A 25,114-nucleotide genomic window follows, 5' to 3' on the forward strand; every position below is an offset into this window, starting at 1 on the left:
AAACCTCGTACTCTTATTTTAATTTTTCGTTTTGATTGCTGCGATAGACAAGTAAAATCATATAGCAGAACAAGCCAAATAGTAATGAAATAAACAAAGAGTGTAATAGTGATACAGTCAAATTTAATTTTGTTAAAACGACTAACATGCCGGCTAATACTTGTAGTATGACAATAATGAATGCGATAATCCAGCCCCAGTAAATCACGCGTTGCTCTTTGTAGTTTTTCACGACATGAAGTGTAATGTACAGTATCCAAATGAAGATGAGCAATACAGCAAATCTGTGCCCCATTTGAACCCACTCATACATATTATATGGCAATGCAAATGGCTGATCATTGCGACAGAACGGCCAATCTGGACAAACTAAGCTTGAGTCTGTATGACGTACAAGTGCTCCCGTATACACGACGATATAAGAATAGATTGTAACCCCAATAATATGCCATTTTAATTTAGGTGCAATGAATACTTGGTCTGCATCAAACTTTGTATCTACTTCAAATACTATTAAAGAAAGTAATAGCACGGCAGCAAATGAGATTAGAGAAATACCAAAGTGCAATGCTAAAATGAAATCCCCTTGCCCCCATAATACTTGTGCAGCGCCAATCAGCGCTTGTGCAACAAGAAAGAAAATGGCGTTAAAGCCTAAAAACTTTACTTCTTTAATATGACCTAATTTGCGCCAAGTCCAAAAAACTAAAGCAACGATGAAAATGGATACAGAACCTGTTACTAGTCGGTGTGAAAATTCAATTAATACTTCTGTTGTAATTTCTTTAGGGATAAGAGATCCGTTACAGTCCGGCCAATTTCGTCCGCAACCTAAACCACTATCGGTTTTTGTAACGAGCGCCCCTCCTAAAAGGATCAGCAGCATGCCTAATGTTGCTGCTACAGCTAGCCATTTCAAATATTTACTATGTTGCATTATAATGTGCCACCTACTTCTAATATCAACATCGCTCTTAAAAAGCGTCTCTAGTTTTAGATGATAGCGAATAAAGTAGCAAAAGACAACTTCTAACGAGAATCCGTTTTTAGATACGATTTCCATTTCACAAATTGTTCATAAATTCGTACCCTAACTTTCACAAATGATAGTAGAAAATGGATTACTATATATATGTTGTTTTCTCGCGGATTCGCTTCATTCCGATTTCATGAAACTTTCACCGAAATTTCACCAAACGTCTAGAAATCATAGACAAATTTCGATATAGTTAATGATAGCGGAATATGCTTACAAAAATGAAAGGAATGGTAACTTTTAGGGAAGTTGTATACTGAATTGGAAAAGCCATCAGATGTAAAGGAATTATTTGCATTCATAAAGATTGAAAGCGGCTATTCTAATTTAGTTGTACTTTTCACATTGAGTGGAATGTTTGTCTTTTCAACAAGTTCTCTATTCATTTGCAGTGTACATATTGAATATGGGATACTCACCACTCATTCACGTGTTGCCGGTCCTTAATAATTTGTAAGTGAAATTTTTGATCTATGGCATTACTTGGTGCCAGCATGTGGGGACTAGTTAGAGACATAATCTTTGAGGCGTTCGGCTGAGAAAATTAAATGAATAGTTATTTCATAATTATTCAATGCTTGTATTGGAAAAGATCGAAATTAGACAAACTTTGTTCATGAACTAGATAGCCGGATGAAGTATGTACTATTAACACGATCTGTTCAATGATAAGCTAGTGTTAGGGATTCTTTCTTGGATGATAAGAATTCATATAGAACTAAACCATAGTCCTGGTTACACATGAAAATACAACAAAGAAAGAGAGGTTTTATTAAGCTATGATGAAAGGGCTTAAAAAATGGCGTCTATTCTCGCTGTTAGCAGTAATGACTGTCTTCCTTTCAGCTTGTGGTGAAGAATATATTTCGACACTTACACCAGCTGGTCCAGTTGGTCAAGAACAGCTGAATATTTTATTACTTGCAACTGCGATTATGACGTTAGTAGTTGTCATTGTTTCTGTTATCTATTTACTTGCTTTCGTTAAGTTCCGCCGTTCAAAAGTAGGCGAAAATTATATGCCTAAACAAGTAGAAGGTAGCCATACTCTTGAAGTAATTTGGACAGTAATTCCAATTATATTACTGTTAATCTTATCTGTTCCTACACTTACAGCTACTTATAAATTTGCAAATGTTGCTGCAATGGATGAAGTAGATGAAGAAGGAAACAAAACAGCACTTACTGTAAACGTAACTGCAAAATTATATTGGTGGGAGTTTGAGTATCCAGATTTAGGAATTATCACGGCGCAAGAGCTTGTTGTTCCAACTGGTGAAAAAGTATACTTCAACCTAATCGCTGCTGACGTTAAGCACTCTTTCTGGATTCCAGCAGTCGGCGGTAAAATGGATACAAACGTAGATAATTTAAACAAGTTCTATTTACAATTCGACAAAGAGTCTGAAGGCTTAAAAGATGGCGTATTCTATGGTAAATGTGCTGAGCTTTGCGGTCCTTCACATGCTTTAATGGACTTCAAAGTTAAAACATTAGAGCCTGCTGCATTTGATGCATGGGTAGCTGCTATGAAAGCGACTGAAGGGAACACAGCTGATGCTAACTCAACAAATGCTGGTGAAGCTACATTCGCAAAAAGCTGTTTAGGCTGTCACGCAGTATCTGGTGTATCTGGTGCTGGCATTGGACCAAACTTAACGACATTCGGTGACCGTAACCGCGTAGCTGGTTTCATGGATCACACGGTAGAAGAAACAACAAACTGGATTGTGGATCCAGAGTTCTACAAACCGGGCAACTTAATGACTGGTAAATACAATGTTTCAGAAGAAGAAGCGAAAGCTATTGCTGAGTACTTAATGACATTAAAAGTAGAAGATTAATTTCACACTTAGACAGAAACTTTGAAGGAGGTTAAAGTTGTGAGCTCTGTGGCAAAGAAAAAGGGCTTAGGAGGACACATCTGGGATTATTTAACGACTGTCGATCATAAAAAGATTGCCATTCTTTATTTAGTTGCTGGTACATTGTTCTTCGCAATCGCTGGTTTTGAAGCGCTACTTATACGTATTCAATTAATGATTCCTAACAACGATTTCATTTCAGCGGGCCTATTTAACGAATTATTAACAATGCACGGTACGACGATGCTATTCTTAGCAGCGACACCGTTACTATTTGCATTTATGAATGCGATCGTTCCGCTTCAAATTGGGGCACGTGACGTAGCATTCCCATTCTTAAACTCACTAGGATTCTGGTTATTCTTCCTTGGTGCAGTATTCCTTCACCTGTCATTCTTTATGGGTGGGGCTCCTGATGCAGGGTGGACTTCTTATGCATCATTATCTTTATATTCACCTGGTCATGGTATTGACTTCTATGTATTAGGTTTACAAATTTCTGGTGCGGGTACATTAATTTCTGGTATCAACTTCATCGTAACGATTATTACGATGCGTGCACCTGGTATGACGTTCATGCGTATGCCATTATTCACTTGGACTACACTAGTTTCAAGTACATTAATTTTATTCGCATTCCCTCCATTAACAGTTGGTTTATTCTTAATGTTAGTGGACCGTATGTTCGGAGCTAACTTCTTCGACCATACAATGGGTGGTAACACGATTGTTTGGGAGCACTTATTCTGGATCTTCGGTCACCCTGAAGTATATATTTTAGTATTACCTGCGTTCGGTTTATTCTCTGAAATTATTCCGGTATTCGCTCGTAAACGTTTATTCGGATACTCTTCAATGGTATTCGCAACAATTTTAATCGGTTTCTTAGGGTTCATGGTATGGGCTCACCACATGTTCACAACAGGTTTAGGTGCAACTGCCAACGCAATCTTCGCGGTAGCAACAATGGCAATCGCTGTACCAACTGGTATGAAAGTATTCAACTGGATCTTAACTATTTGGGGCGGATCTATTAAAGTTACAGTACCAATGCTTTATGCACTTGGTTTCATCCCGTCATTCGTTGCGGGTGGTGTGACAGGGGTAATGCAGGCAACTGCTCCACTTGACTACCAATTACACGATTCTTACTTTATCGTAGCTCACTTCCACTACGTAATCGTAGGTGGTATCGTAACTGCGTTATTCGGTTCAGCTCACTTCTACTGGCCGATTATGTTTAACCGTACGTTAAATGAAAAACTAGGGGTACTTACTTTCTGGGTATTCTTCATTGGTTTCCACTTAACGTTCTTCTTACAGCATTTCTTAGGTTTAATGGGTATGCCACGTCGTGTATTCACATACATGGGCGATCAAGGTTGGGATTCATTCAACATGATTTCAACAGTTGGTGCATTAATGATGGGTGTTGGTGTAATCCTATTAGTAATTAACGTATTATTATCAATTAAATCAGCACCAGTTAATCGTCGTGACTACTGGGGCGATGGTCGTTCACTTGAATGGGCGCTTGAAACACCGCTTCCATTCTACAACTTCAAACAAACGCCACTTGTTCGTGGATACGATCCATATTGGATTGAAAAGGAAGAAGGCAATAAAGAGGGTATGGTGTATGCTGAGCCACTAGGCGATATTCACATGCCAAATAACTCAATTTTACCTTTCTTAATGTCAATCGGTATGTTCGTTGCTGCATTCGGTGCGCTTTATAGCCCATGGGGTGACCAAGCGATTGCAGGTACTGCTGAAAGTATTTCATCAGGTGCGTCATTAGCATTAATGATCGGTGGTTTAGGTTTAACAGTTGCTTGTATGATTACTCGTTCATTCAAAGACGATTTAGGCTACCATGTGCATAAAGCAGAAGTAGAACAAATCGAACGTGAACTTGCTGAATACCGTGCTAAAGGGGGTAAAAAATAATGGATATCAATCATAAATTTACTCCACAAAGCTGGCCTCAGCATGCTGAGCAAGCAACTATGGAAGGTAAAAACAAGTTCGTAGGTTTCTGGATTTTCCTTTCGTGTGAGGTTGTACTTTTCGCTTCATTATTTGCCACATACTTAGCGCTTAAAGACCAAGGTCCAGCTGGTATGGAGTTCTCTGCTAAAGGGCTTTATGAGTTACCATTAGCATTTATGATGACGATGTTATTATTAACATCTTCATTAACTTCTGTGTACGCAATGTACCACATGAAAAACTATAACTTTAAAGGCGTTCAGACTTGGATGGCAATCACTGTTATTTTAGGTCTTGGCTTCTTAGGGTTAGAAATTTATGAGTTCCAACACTATGTACACATTGGTTTTGGTTATACGCAATCAGCGTTCTCTTCAGCGTTCTTCACGCTTGTAGGTACGCACGGTTTACACGTTATCATCGGTTTAGTGTGGATCACTGGCCTACTAATCCGTAATGCTAAACGTGGTCTTAACTTATACAACGCACCGAAGTACTTCGTAGCGTCACTTTACTGGCACTTCATTGACGTTGTTTGGGTATTCATCTTTACAGTAGTTTACTTGATGGGAGTGTTAGGATAATATGGCACACGATACTCATTTTGAAACTCGTTCTCAGGCACAGTATGAATACGATCGCGTTCAAAACTCAAAAAAAATGCGTAAGCAAGTAACGCAATTCGCGATTATGATCCTGCTAACATTTGTTGCATTCTCAGCAGTTGTAGCAGACTTTGCTCCAAACTTCATTAAACCGTTAGTATTATTACTAGCAGGTATTCAAGTAGTACAACAACTTTATTCTTTCATGCATATGGAAGAAAAAGATGCTCCGCACATGGGCGTTATTCAATTCTTCATGTGGGGTGGCGGATTTATCGCCTTTACGTTCTTCGTAGCGTTCTTAACAATTATTTGGTGGTAATTCGTTAATGAAAACGTCTCTAGCATTTGCTAGAGGCGTTTTTTTATGTGTTTAATCATATGCAATGCCGGTTAGTTCAAATACTCAAAGAGATAATTAATTAAAAAAACACAAAAACCTAGTTGACTAATAGGATATGTATAGTATACTTCATTATAAGAGTATTCGTTAAGCAAAAAAAATGAATCTCTATTTAAATCGATGAACTAAAAATAGAGCTGACTAGTCAACTAGAGGCGTTTTAATGCAGGCTTTGGCCATGCATTAGAGCGCCTTTTTATTTTAAGTAAGGGGGAAATGGATTGTTAACGTATGAAAATTGGCGAAAGCCAAACATTGAATTTGAACAAGACGACACGTATAAAGGGGCATTGCATGTTTTGAAATGGGCGTATGAACATTACAATGAGGAAATTGTATATGCATGCAGCTTCGGGATTGAGGGGATTGTACTAATCGACTTAATTTCGAAAGTGAAGCCAGATGCACAAATTGTTTTTTTAGATACAGATGTTCACTTTAAAGAAACATATGAAACGATTGAACGTGTGAAAGAAAAATATCCACAGTTGCAAATTGACATGAAAAAGCCAACATTATCACTTGAAGAACAGGCAGAAAAATATGGTGCTGCACTTTGGGAAAGAGAGCCGAATCAGTGCTGTCATATTCGTAAACTAGTTCCTTTAAATGAAACATTGACTGCTTCAAAAGCTTGGATTTCCGGTTTGCGCCGTGAGCAATCTGAAACACGAGCAAATATTGAATACATTAATGTCGATGACCGTTTTAAATCCGTTAAAGTATGTCCACTTATTTATTGGACATGGAAAGATGTATGGCGATATGTGTCAAAGCACAATTTACCATACAATCCACTTCATGATAAAGGGTATCCAAGCATTGGCTGTGAAACATGTACTAAGCCTGCTTTCACGATGGAAGATTTACGGTCAGGTCGTTGGGCAGGTAATGGGAAAACGGAGTGCGGCTTGCACGGATAAAGGGGGACTTACATGCTAGAATACATTGCCATTGCCATTGCCTTATTTTTTGCAGCAAATATTGGCGCAAGTGGAGCTGCAGCTTCTATGGGGGTGGCATATGGCTCAGGCGCAATAAAAAATGCCAAGTTTGCCCTTCTGCTTTGCGGAATTGGTGTTATCGCCGGTGCCGTATTAGGAGGGGGAGAAGTTGTTAAAACAATTAGTGGTGGCATTATTCCCGAAAGCATTATTACAGTAAAGTTAGTCATCATTATTTTATTAGCTGCTACAAGTACATTATTTATTGCAAATTTAATGGGGATTCCGTTATCCACCAGCGAAGTAACAGTAGGTTCCATTGTCGGTGTCGGTGTCGCGTACCAAGTGCTTTATATAGAGAAGTTGCTATATATTATGGCATTTTGGTTTATCGTACCGATCATTGCATTTTTACTATTATTGATAGGAGGGAAAATTCTTTATCATTTTCAGCAGAAAGGTTATTTGAAAGATCGCCCGTTATTTACATTTTTACTTATTATCGCCGGGTTTTTTGAAGCATTTTCAGCAGGCATGAATAATGTGGCAAACGCTGTTGGTCCCCTTGTTGCTGCAAATATGATGACGATCACTGAAGGTGTTTGGATTGGCGGGGTTTTTGTTGCCATTGGTGCACTTCTTCTAGGGAGACGTGTCCTTGAAACGAATGGAAAAAAGATTACACGATATGAAAAAACAGAGGGCATTTTAATTTCAAGTACAGGTGCTTTATTAGTTGGGATTAGTTCTATTTTTGGTTTACCGGTACCGCTAACACAAGTTACGTCTTCAGGGATCATTGGATTAGGCGTTGCTAAAAATGGTGCCAAAGTGTTTGATAAAAATATTGTCAAAAAAATTTTACGGATTTGGATCGTATCTCCGCTGTTTTCGTTAGCGATCTCTTATATGTTGGTCAAAGTATTTATCGAAAGTGATTATTATTCAATGATTGTACTTGTAAGTGTGGCAATCGCGATTATGGGTGCTTTTAGTTTAATGCAAATTGTACGAGAAGAGGAACAAACCTTCAACGACGAAGGGTCAGGTATTTAAACTGAGTAATTAAATTGGAATAATTGGAGGGAATATAATGAGTTTACAAGCACATGGTGGGGATTTAATTAATACGTATCGTCCAGATACAGATGTTTCAGCAATTCAAAAGGAAATTCAATTAGATGCAATAGCGCTAAGTGATTTAGAGTTAATTGGGATAGGGGCGTATAGTCCATTAGATGGTTTTTTAAATCAAGCCGATTATGATTCCGTTGTAAAAAATATGCGTTTAGCAAATGGCATAGTGTGGAGTATCCCGATTACATTGCCAGTAGAACCGGCAGTTGCTGCGACATTGCACCGCGGGGAACAAGTAAAACTTATTTTTAATGGAGAAGTTTACGGTACATTAACAGTTGGAGATATTTATGAACCGAATAAGCAGCAAGAGGCAAAATATGTGTATGGAACGGAAGATTTAGCACATCCAGGGGTAGCGAAATTATTTGAGCGTCCAAATGTTTATGTAGGCGGCGCCATTACATTAATTAAGAAATCTGAGAAACCATTCCCAGCTTATACATTTGAGCCTTCCGAAACACGGGCCATTTTTGCTGAAAAAGGTTGGAAAACAATCGTAGGATTCCAAACTCGTAACCCTGTGCATCGTGCCCATGAATATATTCAAAAAGTAGCGCTTGAAATTGTGGATGGTTTATTTTTAAATCCGCTTGTAGGCGAAACGAAATCAGATGATATTTCAGCAACTATTCGTATGGAAAGTTATGAAGTCCTGCTTGAAAAATATTATCCCACAGAGCGTGTGCAACTAGGGGTATTTTTAGCAGCCATGCGTTATGCAGGCCCTCGTGAGGCGATTTTTCACGCTTTAGTACGGAAAAATTACGGTTGTACACATTTTATTGTTGGACGCGATCATGCGGGGGTTGGTGATTATTACGGCACATATGATGCACAAAAATTATTTGATTTATTTGAGCCGGAGGAAATTGGTATTACGCCGTTGAAGTTTGAGCATAGTTTTTATTGCAGTGAATGTGAAGGAATGGCCACAACGAAAACATGTGCGCATGGTCCAGAAGCACGCGTTATTTTATCTGGCACAAAAGTACGTGAAATGCTACGAGCAGGTGAAATTCCGCCAAGTACATTTAGCCGTAAAGAAGTCATTGAAGTGTTAATTCGTGGATTACGAGAAGAAGCAACAGTATAGGAGGATATAGAGATGAGCACAAATATCGTATGGCATGAGGCATCGATTTTAAAACAAGAACGACGAGAAAAAAATAGCCATTCCAGTTTTATTTTATGGTTTACAGGTCTTTCGGCATCAGGGAAGTCTAGTATTGCCAATGCATTTGCTCGCAAGTTGTTTGAGCATAATAAGCAAGTGTTTGTGTTAGACGGAGATAATATTCGCCATGGTTTAAATAATGATTTAGGATTTGATGAAGTAAGCCGTAAAGAAAATATTCGTCGTATTGGTGAAGTATCGAAACTTTTCGTTGAAAGTGGACAAATTGTGTTAACAGCATTTATTTCGCCCTATCGCGAAGATCGTCAGGTTGTTCGTGCTTTAGTAGAAGACGGCGAGTTTATTGAGGTATATGTGAAAGCTTCGGTTGACGCCTGTGAAAAGCGTGATCCGAAAGGGCTTTATAAAAAAGCGCGTAACAACGAAATCCCAAACTTTACAGGCATTAGTGCGCCGTATGAAGAGCCGTTACATCCGGAAATTGTCCTAGATTCTGAAAATCACTCAATTGAACAATGTGTCGAACAACTGCATGCGTTTTTAATTGAAAAAGGATTAATCTAAATAGTGAAGGGGATGTCTAGAAAGTGAACGCTTTCTGGATATCCCCTTTAGTTATTGATCGCTATCTACTAAGAGATATTGCGCCACCATCCTCGTGGCAAGGAACCGTCTTAAAATATCTTTTTAGATAGCTCCTTTTTCATTAATAATGAGAGTATAAAATGTCGCATTATGAACAACAATCATTGAAAAAAGTATCTATGTCTAGGCAAATTGCCATTCCCTCACGACGCTTCGACCCTCTCCTACGTATGGTAATTACATTTGTTGAGGATGAGCAACACTTTTGTTCTTGCGTATTTCTCAACATTCCCTCATAATGCAATTGTCATACTATGTTCATTGAAGTCTCTAAAAACGACATTTATAATAGAGATATTGAAGTTTAAAGGAGCGCGATTTTATGCCACTTAGTATATTTGGTTTTCAAGCGTTATGGAGCCCTTATTTAATCGGGGTCATCGCATTTTTAACAGTCGTTTACTTTTTAACAACTGTTACATGGAGAAAAGATTTTAAAGTAAGCGAGCCTTTAAAGAAAAGCGAAGCAATTTATTTTATTTTAGCGATGATTATATTATATATCATTAAAGGATCTCCAATTGATTTATTAGGTCATATTATGTTTACGATGCATATGGTACAAATGGCATTCTTATTATTATTAGTACCTATTTTCATCATTAAAGGTATCCCGTGGTGGGTATGGAAAGTCGTTGTAGAAGCGCCGGTTGTACGTACGATATTTAAAATCTTTACACAACCACTTGTTGCGATTTTTATCTTTATTGCGATGTTTAGCTTTTACCATATTCCATCCGTTTTTGATGCCATTAAATTAGATATGACGCTACATGGCATCTATACATTCGTCTTATTTATTACAGCTTTATTTATGTATTGGCCATTATTAAATCAAGTAGACGGACAACATAAGATGAAAAATATTAATAAACTGGCGTATATTGCAGGGAATGCGGTATTAATTACACCAGCTTGTGCCTTAATTATTTTTGCGTCACACCCGATGTATGCAACTTATACAGAGGCAGACGCATGGCTACAAGCGATGGAGCTATGTGTGCCTGTTGATACATTAGCTGGTCTTAATTTATCAGGTCCTGAGCTATTTTCTAATATGGACCCAGTAAGTGATCAACAAGTAGGCGGTGTAATGATGAAAATCATCCAAGAAATTATTTTTGGTGTGATTTTAGCACGCATTTTCCGTCAATGGTGGGTGAGTGAACGTGGTAGCCAACAGGAAATCAATGAAAAGGCATTGCGTGATTTCCAACAAAAACGTGCAAATTATAATTAATTAGATAGGAATAGGAGAATAGGAAATGAGTGTACCAATTTTACCAACTATTAGTACATCATTCATCGTGCTGAGTGCTATTTTAGTAGCGATTGGATGGGGCTTAATCGCAAAAAGAAAAATCGAAGCGCATAGAAAGGTAATGTATGCTGCTGGTGTTGCGGCAACTATTTTCTTTATCATTTATGCTTCACGTACAGTATTTATTGGGAATACAGCGTTTGGTGGTCCAGATGAGTTAAAAGGCTATTATACGTTCTTCTTAATTTTTCATATTACACTTGCAACGGTCGGGGCTGTTTTCGGTATTACGAGTCTTTGGACAGGCTATAAAAACAATTTAAAATTACATCGTAAAATTGGACCGATTTCAAGTATTATTTGGTTCTTTACAGCAATCACAGGTGTAATGGTCTATTTGTTATTATATGTAATTTATGAAGGCGGCGAAACGACGTCTGTAATTAAAGCAATTTTAGGTTTTTAAGTATATAGGCTTCTATGTGTGATGCATAGGAGCTTTTTCATGTAAAGAAAAAAGGCAACCGGCTTTGGTTGCCTATCACTTATTATTTTGCTTCAAAACCATATTGTGCAAGATCTTTTGCAACAGCTGTAAAAATCTGCTCACAATCTTTCACAAGGTGAGCTGGGAATGTCTCGTCATTATATTCTACACCATGTGGGTAGTAGTATTTACCAAGAGCAGGTTTTAAAATTTTTAAAGTTGCATCGTGAGCACCTACATCGCCAGAAATTGCTTCACAGAAAACGCGTAAGTAGAAGCGACCTTCACGAATGTCGAAACGGCGGTCAAATGTCATGCGATCATAGTCCCACTCGCCATAACATTCTAAGCCATGATTTTTTAAGATGTTTGTAAGAAAGTCTTGATCAACAACAATGTTTTCAATTTTTGTATTTTCAAAATACATTGTAATATCCTCCTTTAGCAAATCGTACATATTTTATACGCTCTGTTTTTAATAATAGAGCAAATTTACAGATGTTGCAATGACAACATTGTGTCAAGCGTGGCTGAATTGATATAATTATAGAGAATCATTTATAGTAAAAGGAGGGAAATTTATGAAGGCACTCTTGCGTATTTTAATCATTTCAAGCTTTTTAGGCATTATTTTTTACTATTCAAATATAGAAGAGCAAAACGTTCCATTAGAAGGACCGAATGGGGTGCAACAAGCAATCCCTTCTGAGCAGTACATAAATGATTACACTGAAACATTATCACGACCTGAGGCAGGTATTTCGACAATGATTGGTCAGCCTTCGAAAATTGTATTGGAAAACTACGGGGAACCTACTAGGATAGATCGCTCTGCATTTGGTTATGAATGGTGGGTATATAATCAAGATGCTACGATCATGTTTGGAATTGAGCAAGGGAAAATAATACAAGTGTATACGAATGCAGAAAATGTCGATATTAGTCCGTATTATATTGGACAACCAGTTGAAGATGTTTATCGTATGACAATTGTAGATGCAGAAGTATCTGTTGCAATTGATGATAATATTTTCATCTTTACGATGAGTGAAGATGATACAAAAAATCGTTTATTGGCAAAGTTCGATACAATATACGCGCAGCTATACATAGATGAAGAACGAGGAATACTAGCAGGGATTCGTTATATGAACGGGAAAACGCTCGTGCAGCATCAGCCTTACGAAATGCAATTTACGGGAGAATTAGTAGAGAAGCAAACGCCATCTTCATTTTTACAATTTGAACTGAATCGTACAATGGCAAAACAATTATTTGAATTGACGAATGTATATAGACAAAAGTACGAGTTAGAACCGCTATTGACGTTTAATGAGTTAAATACGACGGCAATGGCGCATAGTGAAGATATGTTTCTTCAAAATTATATCTCACATGAGTCACCTACATACGGGTCACTACAACAGCGGCTAAAAGATAGTAACATTGTATATGAAAAGGCGAATGAAAATATTGCGATGGCTTATTATGATGCCATTGAAGCTGTGCATGGCTTATTAAATTCGCCAAATCATCGTGAAACAATGTTGAATGACGAATACACACATGTGGGAACAGGTGTGTATTATAATTACTATACTCAAATATTTCTTAAGCAAGTAGTACAAGAAGAAAGTGAAACGGAATAACTGTTGAAAGTGTAAACAAGGGTATTTTGCGCCAGGTTTACACTTTTTTAATTACCATCTCGTAATGAGTAAAGATACATCCTAAAAATACCAGTAGGATAGTAAAAGATATTAAACTAAATCGTAATGGTAGCCTCCGCGCTTTGCCACAGCCTACACAGGAGCTAAAACAGGCGCGGCCTGTTTGGATCTCCTGTTCCGGCTCCTGTGGCGATGGCGCGCTACGGCAAAAGTGAATACTTCTCGATATGCTAGAAAAATATTTCTCTTCTTTAAAAGAAATCATTTTCTTTTCATTTGCACATATCTTCGCTTAGCCTCTGTAATCTATGAGGATATTTATTGTTTTTTAGCAACCCATTTTTTATTGAACAATAGTTGCTTGTAGCGCAGGCACGAGACTCCTACGGGAAAAGCGAGACAATCAAGACCCCGCAGGAGCGAAGGATGAGCGACGAGGAGGCTTGATCTCGCCCGTGGAAAGCGAGTGCCGTAGCGGAAAGCAACGGTTACTCAACTGGTAATATATGTTTTGATGTTTGCTTATTAGGAGTTACCATAAAATATTAATACTAACGTCTTGTACATTCGTCATGAATGTTATAAAGCGATGGCTTTTTTGTGTCAAATTTTGTGCGCCCACATACTGTAGAGCAGGAGGGTGTAACGTGCAATTAGCGGAGTTATTAAAAGATTGGCCGTGCACTGTAAAAGGCTCAATTCGAGAAGAAGTTTTTCGTCTAGAAGATGTCGTGGATGAAGTGCGACCAGGGGATTTATTTATCGCACGTAAAGGAAAAAAACATGATAGTAAAAAATGGATTCAAAAGGCGATTGAGTCAGGTGCAAAAGCAATCGTTGTGGACGATGAAGTGTTTTTTGATGGGTGTGTTAGCGATATCCCATTCGTTTGGGTGCCTAATATATTACAATTCAGTGCCTATGCCAGTGCAAAACTATGCGGCTTTCCTTCTGAAGCACTGACAATCATTGCGATTACAGGTACGAATGGCAAAACAACGGTTAGTCACTTGATAGGACAGTTGTTGCAAAAAATGAATAAGCGTGTACTAGTGATTGGTACAAATGGCGTCTATCTAAATGGTACGTTATTTAATGCAAATATAGAACAGTTAACGACATTGCAACCAAAACATTTACATCCAATATTACTTGAAGCTGTCCGAAAAAATGTACAGTATGTTGTAATGGAAGCTTCATCAATGGGCTTGGCTACACATCGACTGGATGAGTGCGATATTGATATTGGTGTTTTTCTGAATTTAGGGGAAGACCACTTAGAAGATCATGGCTCGTTTGAACAGTATAAGTTGGCGAAGCAACGCCTAGCCGGACTGAGTAAAAAAATCGTATTAAATGGAGACGATTCTTTTTGTCGAGGGGTGGGCGTACTGGCGAAGCGTGAGAAACGCTACTTTGGCATAAAGGGTCGAGTGGATATTTTATTGCAATTATTGGCAGAGGGAAAAGCCGAAAGTACATGTTGCGTCCAAATGGCGAATCATGAAAAGGTCATTACTATTCCATTTATAGGTGATTACCAGCGATCAAATGTAGCAGCGGCTATCACTGTAATGGATATGCTTGGTTTTCCGTTTGAGGATGTAATGAAAGAAGTACCAATGCTTACTTTACCGATTGGTCGAATGCAAACATTCCATAGTAGTCAAGGTTTTCGAGTGATTGTCGATTATGCGCATACAGCCGATGCGTTAAAAGCGGTATTACAGGCAGTTAAAAATACAGTTGACCAAAAGCTGGTTGTCGTATTTAGTTGTGGTGGAGAACGAGATGTAGCAAAGCGAAAAGAAATGGGTACGGTAGCATCTAAGTATGCAGATCATATTATTTTGACAACGGATAATTGTCGAAGTGAAGACCCCGAAGTGATAAATGAACAAATTGCCACAGGCTTTTTTGCTACTCAAAGCTATGAGGTCATTTTATCTCGCGCTGAAGCGATTGAAACAGCGCTAAGGCAAGCGATAGAAGGCGATATTATTGTGATTGCGGGAAAGGGGCATGAACGTACGCAAACAATTGGCGATGTTACAACCCCATTTTCTGATATTGATTATGTAACGAATTTACTGACGCGGCTCGATGACGAAAAATGATGCAGTAGCCGTAGCTAATTTTTTACCTGTTTCATCTTCAATAACACACTCCATAACGATCATTCGACGCCCCTTATTCACGAAATAGCCTGTAGCAATTAATTCCTTGTTTTTCGTTGTTGCGATATAGTTGATTGTTAAATTGGTTGTGACAACATTTTTCCCTTCTTCAACCGACCGAGAAGCAAGTCCGCCCATCGCGGCATCAGCAATTGTTGCTAAAATGCCACCATGCGGTACTTTAATCGTATTATGGATAACAGGTGTCACCGGTATGCGTACAATGCTATGGTCAGTGTAAAACTCACCCGTCATATGTAAAGTGGCATTAATATAGCGGCGATGAACACCTGTTTGTTTGTCGTGTAGCCCTTGAAGGAGATGCATAAGTACTTCTTCATCTTCTGGTGTACTATGTGCCAAAATCGATTGTAAAAGTTGCTCAGCTTCCTGTTTTTTCGATGCAATCATAATGTTCTTCCTTTATCCTGAGTATTATTTAGTAGTTAGTAAAGTATATATATTGAAGGAGATCCACATAAGCAAGGACATCATCTCGAACTATTTGGGGCAAGATGTGTCTTTCTAATAACAAATATAACATCTTTTCTGTTATGATAGGTGGGAGATTGGAGGAATTTTCGATGATAATGACTTCAGAGTGGGCTTTTATTTTAGATGAAGCTGATGCGTTAAGTGCGATGATTCTTTCTTCTGAACAAGCTAACAATTTACGTGATGCATACCGCGCAGTATATGACAATCACCAGCTTGTAGAGCAAATTCATACATTTAGCCGTCTTAAAGAACAATATGAAGACGTACAACGTTTTGGGAAATATCATCCCGATTATCATATAATCATGAAAAAAATACGCGAACAGAAGCGTGCGCTAGATTTAAATGATGCAATTGCACAGCTAAAAATTGCAGAAAATGACTATCAAGATTTGTTAGATGAAGTGAGTCTACTGATTGGGAAGTCTGTATCAGAAGCTGTCAAAGTACCTGTAAGTAATCCCTTTTTTGCCACAGGAAGCGGGTGTAGTACGGGAGGTTGCGGTTCAGGCGGTAGTTGTGGCTGTTCCGTATAAAGGGGAGAATGTTTATGTTGTCCTTAAACGAAATGCGAGAGGTGTTGAATACCTCTCGCATTTTGTTTTATACATTTACGTATTTCTTTAGTAAAGTTTCAGCGATATCAGGGCGATCTGTAATGATGCCTGTTGCGCCGGAGCGAACTAAGCGAGACATCGTTACTAAATCGTTAATCCCTGTATATAAGACGTGGCAATTTAAATCGCTTAAGAACTTGATGAATTTTGGTGAATCAAAATTCATGACATTAGATTTTAATGGTACTTCAAATACATCTGCTTTTGGATTGAACAGATGTCCGAATTGGCTTGTAAATGATGTATATGCTTTTGTAATATCAGCATCGCCAGCGCCTAACGCTACGCGATTTTGTGCGTATAAATTAAAGCGATCAGCTTGTTCGCTGTAATTTGAAGAGACAATGACACGATTTGTTGCCTGTAATTCTTCAAGTAGGCGCCATAATTTTGAAGGCATTAAGCTACCTTCATAAGTATCAGGAGCATCTTTAATATCGATATATACAACCTTCTCAGGGAATGTTTCAAGCAATTCACGCAATGTTACAACTTCTACTTTTTCGTTTTTATATGGATAGTTGCCTTCTAAACACTCAAAGTTTTCTCCGATATTTAACTCGCGTAATTCAGCAAGTGTTAAGTCTTTTACAGAACTAGATACGCCTGTTAGTCGTTCCGTTGAGGCATCGTGGAATAAAATAATTTCCTCATCTTTTGTAAGACGGACATCCACTTTAAATCCATCTGCACCATACTGCACTGCTTTTTCAAATGCCAACATCGAATGTTCGGGTGCTAAATGAGCGCCACCATGATGCGCTAATACAATCGGACGTGTAAAGCTTAGTACGTCTTTATCTTCACGTTTTTGTGGTTTTGCTACTGCTTTTGACCCTGCCCATACTGCTGCGCTAGCTGCTGCAATGGCAAGTGCAATTTTTGTTTTTTTTCCCATACTTTATCCTCCTCATACATTACGTATTCCTTTGTGAAGCTTCAATTATACATGTAAGACATAAATAGAGCGCTGTTTTACATGAAACTCGTGAGGAAAAAACACTCTATTGTTTCTATTATAACGGAAAATACTACCTTCTGTCAGCTAAACGCTGTTGCTATCAATTTTGACTGTATGGTATGCTCATATCAAGAAATGGAGGATTTATATATGATAGAAAGGCAAGGAATTATCGTCTATGTGCATCAGTTAAAGCACGCCAAGTCCCTTCGTAAATATGGTCATGTGCATTATATTTCACGCAAAATGAAGTACGTCGCAATGTATTGCAATCAAGAGGACGTTGAAATGCTGAAACAAAAACTACAACGTCTTCCATTTGTGAAAGACGTTGTTGAGTCATTCCGTCCGCTATTAAAAACGGAATTTGAGAATGCGAAACCAGATAAGGCAAAGGAATATGACTATAAAATAGGCCTTTAACTATTGCATTGGAGGTATATAGCGGCTCATGCGTAAAATACCAATTAAGTATTGATAAAACTGGTTTGTTTCTGAAAAGATAGAAGAATGTTTCACTTCAAGTGTAGTTGCTTTTTTATCGATAGAAGCTAAAGCGTCTGTAAATAATGTCATCCGTTTTGTCGTTTTTTCTGCACTGTAAGGAATTCCTTCTCGGCAGATGTAAATAGGCATAAATTTGCTTTCTCCTACAGGTTGAAACGCAACGGCTAGTGAGCAATATGTTTGTTCATTTTTAGTAGACGTAAAGATAAATGCTTCGTGGAAACGTACTTTGTTTGTTTGAATTAGTTCGCATAACTCATATACATCTCCGTAACCTTGACCAAGCTCTATAAATTGTTGAATCATTATGTTTCACATCCTTTCCATACCATATAGTATCACGATGCAGGAGGACAGGCACATGAAATTTGCAGTGAGTTTATTTGCAACATTCTCAATCATCGTCGGCGCTATGTTATTTATGCAATACCAAGTGTATTCTAATCAAGACATTCCAACAAATGAAGCGTTTACGTATTCACAAGAAATTGAAATTACGTATAGAGCAGGAAGTCTAGATATCCGTCATCATTTCAAAAATTTACCGAATGATTCACTGGAGATTGTATGGCCCGCATTAGCGATCGATCGAAATTGTTTTTTAGAGACGGAATATAGCTGTGCACGTTTAAATGAGGATAAGGCGACATTTGAAGCAGGTGAAAACCGCACCCAATCGGTTTCGTATATTATTCCACTTGAAGGCGGATTAACGTCTGAAAAAGTAATTAAAAATGTATATGCATCTTTAAAAAACGGTGATGTAAAATTTTCAACGGTGCATATTTCAACAGAAAGTTCAGTGGCCGGTCAGTGGGTGACGGGATTACCACTCATTGGTCAACAATCTTTAGCCCTTGTTAATTATTCAATGTTTAGTGGGAATGGACAAGTTGATGATCTTTATTGGCAACAAACAGGACTCACACTACAAAAGAAAACAGACGCATTATCCATTTATGCGAATACCGATATTTCAGCAGAGATAAGCCAGGCTGCAGACGAACTAAATCGTTTAAGTGATGAGCATATCGCCATTATTGCTGGAAATAATATAGAGGTAGAAGCACATCGTATGTTGTTTTTACCGGAGTTATCAGTACCAGCACTACAAAAAGAGGTCATGATGGCACAAGTCGAATCACAATATACATTTGTCGATTCACCATTGTGGCTAAAGCATGTTGTTGCTATGTATTTATCAGGCGAGACTTTTGGTACGCCGCGAGCGCAAGAAATCGTGGAAATATTAACAAATCAAATGACAGAAGAACAACTAGCTGATTGGAAAAAACGTCTAAAAGAATTGGAAGGAAATACTCTATCGCCAGAAGTTTTAGATAAGCAATTATCAGCTGTTCTGGGTACATATACTGAATATTTATCCATGAATGTAGATGCAGAGCAAACGTATCCATTTATGTTCCATGATAAACGAAAAGTGTATGTAAATAGTGTGCTAACAGAAGATATTGATGTTGTTTTATATGAAGGAAAAGTATTATATACAGCAGATCCATTATTACATAGTATTGGTTATACCACATCGCTTGGTCCAAATGGTTATTATGTAAATAGTGATACGCGTGTCTTCCGCTTCCCGGAGAATGAACATGGTTTCTATGTATTTAATCAACGTCGTTATAATACGACGACATCGCCTCTTTCTGTTGTGGCCGGTACTTACTACATTGAGGAATCATGGTTGCAACGTTTATTTTTAATTGATTTACAAAAGGATGAGCAATCTATTCATATTAATACAACAGCACAGCAGTAGAAAGTTAGGTGAAGAAGTATGCGCGTTGTAGCAGGCGAGCGCAAAGGTATGCCCTTAAAGGCAATTACTGGTACGACAACAAGACCGACAACAGATAAAGTGAAAGAATCTATTTTCAATATGATTGGACCATTTTTTGAGGGTGGGATTGCACTTGATTTATTTGCAGGAAGTGGTGGCTTAGGGATTGAAGCGTTAAGCCGTGGGGCAGATAGAGCAATCTTCGTTGAAAAAGATGGGAAGGCTTTCGGCACATTACAAGAGAATATTAAAAAATGCCGTTATGAAGATTATGTAGAAGCATTTCGGACAGATGCTGTTCGTGCTGTAAAAGCACTGTTGAAGCGTGATATTCAAATTGATTATTTATTTGTCGATCCTCCCTATCATAAAAAAGAATATTATGATTTAGTAGAAACACTTATACAAGGGGATAAATTAACGGAATATGCGACAATTGTTTGTGAGCACTCGACAGAAATACAGCTCCCAGCAAACTATGGCGCATTTACGTGTATGAGACAAGAAACTTACGGTGGAACGATTGTATCGATTTATCGTAGACAAGAGGAAGAGGGAGAAGCAATTGTCTGAGAAAGTTGCAGTAGTACCAGGAAGTTTTGATCCAATTACAAACGGACACTTAGATATTATTAAACGTGCTGCAGATGTATTTGATGTCGTGTATGTGGCGGTACTCAATAACTCATCGAAGAATCCATTATTTACTGTGGACGAGCGAATCGCACTAATTGCTGAAGTAACCAAACATTTGCCGAATATTCGAATTGAAAGTTCTTCGGGTTTATTAATTGATTATGCTCAGCAAAAAAAAGCACAGGCAATCGTACGTGGCTTACGCGCTGTCTCTGACTTTGAGTATGAGATGCAAATTACATCGATGAACCGCGTACTAGATGAGCATATTGAGACGTTCTTCATTATGACGAAAAATCAATATTCATTTTTAAGCTCCAGTATAGTAAAAGAAGTGGCAAAGTATGGGGGCAAAGTGAGTGAACTCGTGCCGGCCATTGTTGACCGGGCTTTAAAAGAGAAATTTAATACGAAATGATAAAAAGGCTGCCCTAAAGGGTAGCCTTTTTAAATGAAAATTATTGCATATAGAACTGGGATTGCTACGGAATAGAGTGCGCGAATCCATGCATAAGTAGAGAGTGGAATAGAAGCTGCTTTTGCGATGACAGCTACTTGCATATGAATACTTAAGCTTTGCGTTGTCAAGAATAATGTGACAGCGAGTAGTAGTACATTCCCTGTTAATAATGTATGAGCAGCATGAAGTCCATTCGTCATTTCGAGCGTAGCTGCAAGTAGCAATAATTGTTTTGGTGCGAAAATATCTTCTACAATCGTATAAAACACGGCATAAATTGTAGCAAAGAAAATAATCGTCGAACCGACAACAAGCACAGTAGGCACACTTTCTTTAATGCTAGATGTAAACGCATTTTTAGGAATGGCAGTAGGCTGTGCATTATTTTTATGTGCTGGTAAGAAGAATAATAAAATGAGTGAAAATGTATGAAGGAGTATTAAGTATTGCCAGCTAAACTGCGTATTCCCCAGCAAATCTTGTCCTACAAAACCAACGACAAACAACGGGCTTGGACAATGGCAAATACCTAAAAGTAATGCAGCCTGCCTTTCTGTAATTTCGTTTCGTTCTTTCAATTGAGCGATGATTGAGGCACCTGTCGGAAAACCACCAAGTGCACTTAATATGTATATTTTTAAATAATAGAAGGGGCCATTTAGCGGCAGTGGTGCAGTTAATTTTAACAGCCAGCTTGTCAATATTAAGTAGGTTAGTAAATAGGGAAATAATGCATCCATAAAAAGCGCTATTCCAAAATCTGCTCCTTGATGGGCAACGCCAGGAAAAAGCAGTAGTAACACTAATAGAAGTGTGCTGCAAATTAATTGGAAAATTAAAATTATAGAAATCCACTCTTTTCGATATTTTGTCATCTAAAGTATGAAGTGCTACACTAATATATGCATTATGATGATTATTTATCGTATGTAAGAAGTAGGAGGTGCTCAAACGTTGAAGAATAGTAAAATTTCTGCATTAATTGTAACCTTTATTTGTATTATTTTGGTGGGCGTCCTGCTACTCTATCCTTTAGATGTATACGTTATGAAGCCTGGTCATGCATATGATGTTTCCGAATACGTAATGGTTCAAGATGGTGACGAAGATGATAAAGGGACCTTTAGCTTGATGACGGTATCGATGTCAAAAGCGACGCCACTAATGTATGTATATGCAAAGCTGAAAGATTATTATGAGCTATTACCGATGAATCAAGTGCGTCAAAATGAAGAAGATGAAGAAGAATATAATGTACGGCAGTTAAAATTAATGGCAGATTCCCAGTTTAATGCGTTGTATGTTGCTTTTTCACGCGCTGGTTTAGAGTATGAAGTAACCTTTCAAGGTGTGTATGTGCTAAATATCATTACAGGTGGGGCGGCAGACGGTATATTAAAGCCAGGTGATGAAATTGTAGAAATCAACGGAGAAACGATTGAAAGTCAAGAGATGCTTATTAGGCGCATTGAAGAACAACGCGATGAAGGGTACGATGAGATAGAGCTTGTTATTAATCGGAATAACGAATTATTAACAAAAGTCCTCACATTAAAAGAAATCCCAGGTAGTGAAGGCAGAGTGGGGTTAGGGATTATTTTTACAGAAAGTAAATCCATAAAAACGAGTCCAAATGTTAATATTGATACGGAGAGCATCGGTGGTCCATCAGCGGGATTGATGTTTACTCTAGGTATATTAAACCAACTGCTTGATGAAGACTTGACAAAAGGTTACAAAATCGCTGGTACAGGTGAAATGTCAGAAGGTGGTATCGTTGGTCGCATTGGTGGTATAGAGAAAAAAGTTGTTGCTGCACATAAGGCGGGAATGGAGATTTTCTTTGCACCAGATGATCAAGTGACAGAGGAAATGTTAAGTAGAAATCCAAACTATTTGTCAAACTATGAGGCTGCTGTTAAAACGGCAAAAGACATCGGTACGACAATGAAAATCGTACCGGTGAAAACGATCGAAGAGGCATTGCAGTATTTAGACCAACTAGAACCAAAAAACTAAACACGAATAGGCGGGGTTTTAATATCCTCGTCTATTTTTTGTGGGCTGAATAACTGCATGCCAATCGCATACATAGTTGTTGCTTGAATATCGAGTGTGAGCATGGCATCTTTTACAGCAGCGACACGGCTAATGAGTGGTAATTGTATTTGTTTTTTATACGTCGATAAATAACGTTGTCCGTTTTCCGTCATGCCGAGTAAACGGATATAAGTTGGTGTGTCAAAAGCGTGTAATCGTTCTTTTGTAACTCCTGTATAAATATGAGTAAGCATCCGTTGTAGGCGCGTCCATGTATAACGCTTAGATTTTAGTTTCATCATAAATTCAGTGTAAGTATTGCTTGTCTTTGCGTGCTTAATAAGAGCGTTTTCAATCCCTTCCTGCACGTCAGCATAGGTGGTTAATTGTTCAGGTGTATGCCTTAGGATGGCATACTTTAAAAGTGGCCACAGTACTTCCCAAGACATGAATTTTTCATGTTTAGCTTGCCAATCGCGTAGCAACGTGTAAGATTTTTCGGGTAAAAAGTGAGACACGTCTTGTCCATCAGATAAAGCTTTTCGAATGCCTGTGGCGCTAGCGATATGTTTTTGGTAATCAACTTCATCGTAATAACCTGCTTCGATCCGCTGAATGGTGGTAGCTTGCATCTTACTTTGTAATGCATTGGCTGCTTCAATATAATGAAATCCTAAAATATTATTAGGTTGTGCTAAATCAATATAATGGTTAGGGTAAGTTAACTTTAATGATTCGTAAGCATAATGAAGCGCTTGCGGGTAGCTCATGCCTGTTTTGACTGCTTGTTGAATGAATGTATTATACTGAGCACGGTTTGATTCAATCAGTTCAACGGTGTTTAAAAATGGCGTGATGCTACCTTGTTCGCTGCCGAAAGCAAATGTTGAGCAACCAATTGCATCGAGCAGTGTGATGGCCCCTTTTGCAAAATCATGAGCTAGAGCTGTACTATATACATAGGGCAATTCAATTACTACGTCTACACCGTTTGCTAGAGCCATGTTTGTGCGTGTCCATTTATCGACAAGAGCTGGTTCACCGCGTTGCAAAAACTGCCCGCTCATTACTGCGATAGCGACTTCTGCACCGGATATTCGTTTCCCTTCTTGTACATGGTGAAAATGGCCGTTATGGAATGGATTATATTCAACAACAAGTCCAACCGCTTGCAAATTAGCCCACCTCCTAGTAAAGTAAATATTTATGTGATAAGCGAGAATAATTTTAAAGCATCTATTTATACTGATTATACGGGCGATTTAAACTGGTGACAAGAAATTATCTTGACATCTATTTTTGTAAGCTATATAATCTACAGTGTTGTCTCGAGGTGATTAACGAATGAAGTGGTCAATTCATCAATTATCGAAGTATCGCCAAAATGGGATGCCGATTGATGCTGAAGTACAATTGGATGAAGTGAAGGATCGCAACAAGGACATTCGCCGCATTTCACCCGTTCATGTAAAAGGGCTTTGTACTTTTGGTGCATCGCAAATGACTTGTCAATTTACGCTTGAAGCGACATTAACACTTCCATGTGCTCGCACGTGGGAAGACGTTGAATATCCTATCAACGTTGAGACAACTGAAGTTTTCAGTTGGATTGACGAAGAGAAGCGTGGGGATGTTGATGGTGATATCCATTATATCGATGGTGAAGTCATTGACATAAAGCCAGTGCTAGAAGAGCTAATACTTTTAGAGATTCCGATGCAAGTATTCAAAGAGGATACCGAAGGACAAGTGCAAGGCGGGAAAAACTGGTCATATTCAACAGACGAAGATGAAGCGATTAAACGTGAATCTGACGAACCAAAATTGGATCCAAGACTGGCTGCTTTAGCTAAGTATTTTGATCAAACAGATGAATAGATAATCTGTAAGGAGGTGCCAATAATGGCTGTACCATTTAGAAGAACGTCTAAAACTGCAAAAAGAAAGCGTCGTACGCATTTCAAATTATCTGTACCTGGCATGGTAGCTTGCCCAAGCTGTGGTGAAGCTAAATTAGCTCACCGCATTTGTAAAGCATGCGGACAATACAAAGGTAAAGAAGTAGTAGCGAAATAATTCAGTATTTACGCTATATAAAGGTGATATAAGAGGCCATGGCTCTTATATCACCTTTTTCTTTTGGTTATATTATAATTTTGGTTCTATAATAAATGTTGGGGTTTTCATACAATTTATGAAAAATAAAATGCACAACATCACCTGTTTTACTATAC

Annotated in this window: 27 protein-coding genes; 20 read left to right on the plus strand and 7 right to left on the minus strand. The window is 38.2% G+C overall.

The genetic code is table 11. The features are described from left to right. Positions 1-13 precede the first annotated feature (13 nt). Positions 14-937 carry a COX15/CtaA family protein gene (locus AC3II9_RS16685; protein WP_391366291.1) on the minus strand — a complete coding sequence of 308 codons (924 nt, stop codon included), beginning with the start codon at positions 935-937 and terminating at the stop codon, positions 14-16. 878 nt (positions 938-1,815) lie between these two features. Between AC3II9_RS16685 and coxB the strand changes: the two genes are divergently transcribed. The 10 genes from coxB (at position 1,816) to AC3II9_RS16735 (ending at position 11,492) form a co-directional block, all read left to right on the plus strand. Beyond that, on the plus strand, positions 1,816-2,880 hold the full coding sequence (gene coxB / locus AC3II9_RS16690) for a cytochrome c oxidase subunit II (RefSeq protein WP_489157243.1): 1,065 nt from the start codon (positions 1,816-1,818) through the stop codon (positions 2,878-2,880). 39 nt (positions 2,881-2,919) lie between these two features. Further along, complete coding sequence (locus AC3II9_RS16695; RefSeq protein WP_489157245.1) at positions 2,920-4,851, plus strand: cytochrome c oxidase subunit I; 1,932 nt, start codon at positions 2,920-2,922, stop codon at positions 4,849-4,851. Then, positions 4,851-5,477, plus strand: coding sequence for a cytochrome (ubi)quinol oxidase subunit III (locus tag AC3II9_RS16700; protein ID WP_489157247.1), 627 nt, complete (start codon positions 4,851-4,853; stop codon positions 5,475-5,477). The genes AC3II9_RS16695 and AC3II9_RS16700 overlap by 1 nt, the downstream gene beginning before the upstream one ends. Before the next feature lies 1 nt (position 5,478). Next, positions 5,479-5,820: a cytochrome C oxidase subunit IV family protein gene (locus AC3II9_RS16705; protein ID WP_391366295.1), complete on the plus strand. Its 342-nt coding sequence runs from the start codon at positions 5,479-5,481 to the stop codon at positions 5,818-5,820. Between the two features lie 302 nt (positions 5,821-6,122). Continuing rightward, positions 6,123-6,824 carry a phosphoadenylyl-sulfate reductase gene (locus AC3II9_RS16710; protein WP_489157249.1) on the plus strand — a complete coding sequence of 234 codons (702 nt, stop codon included), beginning with the start codon at positions 6,123-6,125 and terminating at the stop codon, positions 6,822-6,824. A 12-nt stretch (positions 6,825-6,836) separates the two neighbouring features. Further along, positions 6,837-7,901 (plus strand): sulfate permease, encoded by a 1,065-nt coding sequence (gene cysP / locus AC3II9_RS16715; RefSeq protein WP_489157251.1) that lies wholly within the window; start codon positions 6,837-6,839, stop codon positions 7,899-7,901. A 37-nt stretch (positions 7,902-7,938) separates the two neighbouring features. Beyond that, positions 7,939-9,078, plus strand: a complete 1,140-nt coding sequence (gene sat / locus AC3II9_RS16720) for a sulfate adenylyltransferase (RefSeq protein ID WP_489157253.1) — start codon at positions 7,939-7,941, stop codon at positions 9,076-9,078. A 12-nt stretch (positions 9,079-9,090) separates the two neighbouring features. Then, positions 9,091-9,684 (plus strand): adenylyl-sulfate kinase, encoded by a 594-nt coding sequence (gene cysC / locus AC3II9_RS16725; protein WP_489157255.1) that lies wholly within the window; start codon positions 9,091-9,093, stop codon positions 9,682-9,684. Positions 9,685-10,087: 403 nt separating this feature from the next. Then, complete coding sequence (gene ctaG, locus AC3II9_RS16730; protein ID WP_489157257.1) at positions 10,088-11,005, plus strand: cytochrome c oxidase assembly factor CtaG; 918 nt, start codon at positions 10,088-10,090, stop codon at positions 11,003-11,005. A gap of 25 nt (positions 11,006-11,030) precedes the next feature. Beyond that, positions 11,031-11,492, plus strand: coding sequence for a DUF420 domain-containing protein (locus AC3II9_RS16735; protein WP_489157259.1), 462 nt, complete (start codon positions 11,031-11,033; stop codon positions 11,490-11,492). Between the two features lie 82 nt (positions 11,493-11,574). On the opposite strand, the gene AC3II9_RS16740 is transcribed toward AC3II9_RS16735, so the two are convergent. Next, positions 11,575-11,940: a YugN family protein gene (locus AC3II9_RS16740; protein ID WP_391366302.1), complete on the minus strand. Its 366-nt coding sequence runs from the start codon at positions 11,938-11,940 to the stop codon at positions 11,575-11,577. Positions 11,941-12,094: 154 nt separating this feature from the next. Here AC3II9_RS16740 and AC3II9_RS16745 point away from each other — a divergent pair, with 154 nt between their 5' ends. Further along, positions 12,095-13,162, plus strand: coding sequence for a CAP domain-containing protein (locus tag AC3II9_RS16745; protein WP_489157260.1), 1,068 nt, complete (start codon positions 12,095-12,097; stop codon positions 13,160-13,162). A 668-nt stretch (positions 13,163-13,830) separates the two neighbouring features. Continuing rightward, on the plus strand, positions 13,831-15,300 hold the full coding sequence (locus tag AC3II9_RS16750) for a UDP-N-acetylmuramoyl-L-alanyl-D-glutamate--2,6-diaminopimelate ligase (protein ID WP_489157262.1): 1,470 nt from the start codon (positions 13,831-13,833) through the stop codon (positions 15,298-15,300). Here the strand turns inward: AC3II9_RS16750 and AC3II9_RS16755 are convergent. Continuing rightward, positions 15,271-15,771 (minus strand): PaaI family thioesterase, encoded by a 501-nt coding sequence (locus AC3II9_RS16755; RefSeq protein ID WP_489157264.1) that lies wholly within the window; start codon positions 15,769-15,771, stop codon positions 15,271-15,273. The genes AC3II9_RS16750 and AC3II9_RS16755 overlap by 30 nt on opposite strands. Positions 15,772-15,944: 173 nt before the next feature. On the opposite strand from AC3II9_RS16755, the gene AC3II9_RS16760 reads away from it, so the two are divergent. Beyond that, the gene (locus AC3II9_RS16760) at positions 15,945-16,394 is read left to right on the plus strand and encodes a YlbF/YmcA family competence regulator (protein WP_489157266.1); all 450 of its coding nucleotides are present in this window, start codon (positions 15,945-15,947) and stop codon (positions 16,392-16,394) included. Between the two features lie 67 nt (positions 16,395-16,461). Here the strand turns inward: AC3II9_RS16760 and AC3II9_RS16765 are convergent, their stop codons facing one another. Beyond that, on the minus strand, positions 16,462-17,373 hold the full coding sequence (locus AC3II9_RS16765) for a glycerophosphodiester phosphodiesterase family protein (protein ID WP_489157268.1): 912 nt from the start codon (positions 17,371-17,373) through the stop codon (positions 16,462-16,464). Between the two features lie 213 nt (positions 17,374-17,586). Here AC3II9_RS16765 and AC3II9_RS16770 point away from each other — a divergent pair, with 213 nt between their 5' ends. Beyond that, positions 17,587-17,859, plus strand: coding sequence for a YlbG family protein (locus AC3II9_RS16770; RefSeq protein ID WP_391366308.1), 273 nt, complete (start codon positions 17,587-17,589; stop codon positions 17,857-17,859). On the opposite strand, the gene AC3II9_RS16775 is transcribed toward AC3II9_RS16770, so the two are convergent. After that, positions 17,860-18,249 (minus strand): DUF7147 family protein, encoded by a 390-nt coding sequence (locus tag AC3II9_RS16775; RefSeq protein WP_489157270.1) that lies wholly within the window; start codon positions 18,247-18,249, stop codon positions 17,860-17,862. A gap of 55 nt (positions 18,250-18,304) precedes the next feature. Between AC3II9_RS16775 and AC3II9_RS16780 the strand changes: the two genes are divergently transcribed. Genes AC3II9_RS16780 through coaD form a run of 3 tightly spaced genes read left to right on the plus strand, consistent with a single transcriptional unit; the run spans position 18,305 to position 20,798 of the window. Continuing rightward, the gene (locus AC3II9_RS16780) at positions 18,305-19,723 is read left to right on the plus strand and encodes an RNA polymerase II (protein WP_489157272.1); all 1,419 of its coding nucleotides are present in this window, start codon (positions 18,305-18,307) and stop codon (positions 19,721-19,723) included. Between the two features lie 18 nt (positions 19,724-19,741). Continuing rightward, complete coding sequence (gene rsmD, locus AC3II9_RS16785) at positions 19,742-20,317, plus strand: 16S rRNA (guanine(966)-N(2))-methyltransferase RsmD (RefSeq protein WP_489157274.1); 576 nt, start codon at positions 19,742-19,744, stop codon at positions 20,315-20,317. Then, a complete protein-coding gene (gene coaD, locus AC3II9_RS16790; RefSeq protein WP_489157276.1) occupies positions 20,310-20,798 on the plus strand; it encodes a pantetheine-phosphate adenylyltransferase in 489 nt (162 codons plus the stop codon). Before rsmD ends, coaD begins: the two co-directional genes overlap by 8 nt. A gap of 29 nt (positions 20,799-20,827) precedes the next feature. On the opposite strand, the gene AC3II9_RS16795 is transcribed toward coaD, so the two are convergent. Beyond that, positions 20,828-21,715, minus strand: a complete 888-nt coding sequence (locus AC3II9_RS16795) for a hypothetical protein (RefSeq protein ID WP_489157278.1) — start codon at positions 21,713-21,715, stop codon at positions 20,828-20,830. 79 nt (positions 21,716-21,794) lie between these two features. On the opposite strand from AC3II9_RS16795, the gene AC3II9_RS16800 reads away from it, so the two are divergent. Then, entirely contained in the window at positions 21,795-22,859 is a 1,065-nt protein-coding gene (locus AC3II9_RS16800; protein WP_489157280.1) for a SepM family pheromone-processing serine protease, read from the plus strand. Here the strand turns inward: AC3II9_RS16800 and AC3II9_RS16805 are convergent. After that, entirely contained in the window at positions 22,856-24,055 is a 1,200-nt protein-coding gene (locus AC3II9_RS16805) for a nucleotidyltransferase (RefSeq protein ID WP_489157282.1), read from the minus strand. The genes AC3II9_RS16800 and AC3II9_RS16805 overlap by 4 nt on opposite strands. Before the next feature lie 169 nt (positions 24,056-24,224). On the opposite strand from AC3II9_RS16805, the gene AC3II9_RS16810 reads away from it, so the two are divergent. Together AC3II9_RS16810 and rpmF are read left to right on the plus strand one after the other, a co-directional pair. Beyond that, positions 24,225-24,758 (plus strand): YceD family protein, encoded by a 534-nt coding sequence (locus AC3II9_RS16810; RefSeq protein ID WP_391366316.1) that lies wholly within the window; start codon positions 24,225-24,227, stop codon positions 24,756-24,758. A gap of 24 nt (positions 24,759-24,782) precedes the next feature. Next, positions 24,783-24,956: a 50S ribosomal protein L32 gene (gene rpmF / locus AC3II9_RS16815; protein ID WP_489157284.1), complete on the plus strand. Its 174-nt coding sequence runs from the start codon at positions 24,783-24,785 to the stop codon at positions 24,954-24,956. Positions 24,957-25,114: the final 158 nt, after the last annotated feature.

The sequence above is a fragment of the Lysinibacillus sp. RU7 genome (assembly GCF_057837305.1).

Excerpts from the sequence above, each read along its gene's own strand:
- AC3II9_RS16685 (WP_391366291.1), bottom strand. The coding sequence starts at position 937 with ATGCAACATAGTAAATATTTGAAATGGCTAGCTGTAGCAGCAACATTA.
- coxB (WP_489157243.1), top strand. The coding sequence starts at position 1,816 with ATGATGAAAGGGCTTAAAAAATGGCGTCTATTCTCGCTGTTAGCAGTA.
- AC3II9_RS16700 (WP_489157247.1), top strand. The coding sequence starts at position 4,851 with ATGGATATCAATCATAAATTTACTCCACAAAGCTGGCCTCAGCATGCT.
- AC3II9_RS16705 (WP_391366295.1), top strand. The coding sequence starts at position 5,479 with ATGGCACACGATACTCATTTTGAAACTCGTTCTCAGGCACAGTATGAA.
- cysP (WP_489157251.1), top strand. The coding sequence starts at position 6,837 with ATGCTAGAATACATTGCCATTGCCATTGCCTTATTTTTTGCAGCAAAT.
- sat (WP_489157253.1), top strand. The coding sequence starts at position 7,939 with ATGAGTTTACAAGCACATGGTGGGGATTTAATTAATACGTATCGTCCA.
- cysC (WP_489157255.1), top strand. The coding sequence starts at position 9,091 with ATGAGCACAAATATCGTATGGCATGAGGCATCGATTTTAAAACAAGAA.
- ctaG (WP_489157257.1), top strand. The coding sequence starts at position 10,088 with ATGCCACTTAGTATATTTGGTTTTCAAGCGTTATGGAGCCCTTATTTA.
- AC3II9_RS16735 (WP_489157259.1), top strand. The coding sequence starts at position 11,031 with ATGAGTGTACCAATTTTACCAACTATTAGTACATCATTCATCGTGCTG.
- AC3II9_RS16740 (WP_391366302.1), bottom strand. The coding sequence starts at position 11,940 with ATGTATTTTGAAAATACAAAAATTGAAAACATTGTTGTTGATCAAGAC.
- AC3II9_RS16745 (WP_489157260.1), top strand. The coding sequence starts at position 12,095 with ATGAAGGCACTCTTGCGTATTTTAATCATTTCAAGCTTTTTAGGCATT.
- AC3II9_RS16755 (WP_489157264.1), bottom strand. The coding sequence starts at position 15,771 with ATGATTGCATCGAAAAAACAGGAAGCTGAGCAACTTTTACAATCGATT.
- AC3II9_RS16760 (WP_489157266.1), top strand. The coding sequence starts at position 15,945 with ATGATAATGACTTCAGAGTGGGCTTTTATTTTAGATGAAGCTGATGCG.
- AC3II9_RS16765 (WP_489157268.1), bottom strand. The coding sequence starts at position 17,373 with ATGGGAAAAAAAACAAAAATTGCACTTGCCATTGCAGCAGCTAGCGCA.
- AC3II9_RS16770 (WP_391366308.1), top strand. The coding sequence starts at position 17,587 with ATGATAGAAAGGCAAGGAATTATCGTCTATGTGCATCAGTTAAAGCAC.
- AC3II9_RS16775 (WP_489157270.1), bottom strand. The coding sequence starts at position 18,249 with ATGATTCAACAATTTATAGAGCTTGGTCAAGGTTACGGAGATGTATAT.
- AC3II9_RS16780 (WP_489157272.1), top strand. The coding sequence starts at position 18,305 with ATGAAATTTGCAGTGAGTTTATTTGCAACATTCTCAATCATCGTCGGC.
- rsmD (WP_489157274.1), top strand. The coding sequence starts at position 19,742 with ATGCGCGTTGTAGCAGGCGAGCGCAAAGGTATGCCCTTAAAGGCAATT.
- AC3II9_RS16795 (WP_489157278.1), bottom strand. The coding sequence starts at position 21,715 with ATGACAAAATATCGAAAAGAGTGGATTTCTATAATTTTAATTTTCCAA.
- AC3II9_RS16810 (WP_391366316.1), top strand. The coding sequence starts at position 24,225 with ATGAAGTGGTCAATTCATCAATTATCGAAGTATCGCCAAAATGGGATG.
- rpmF (WP_489157284.1), top strand. The coding sequence starts at position 24,783 with ATGGCTGTACCATTTAGAAGAACGTCTAAAACTGCAAAAAGAAAGCGT.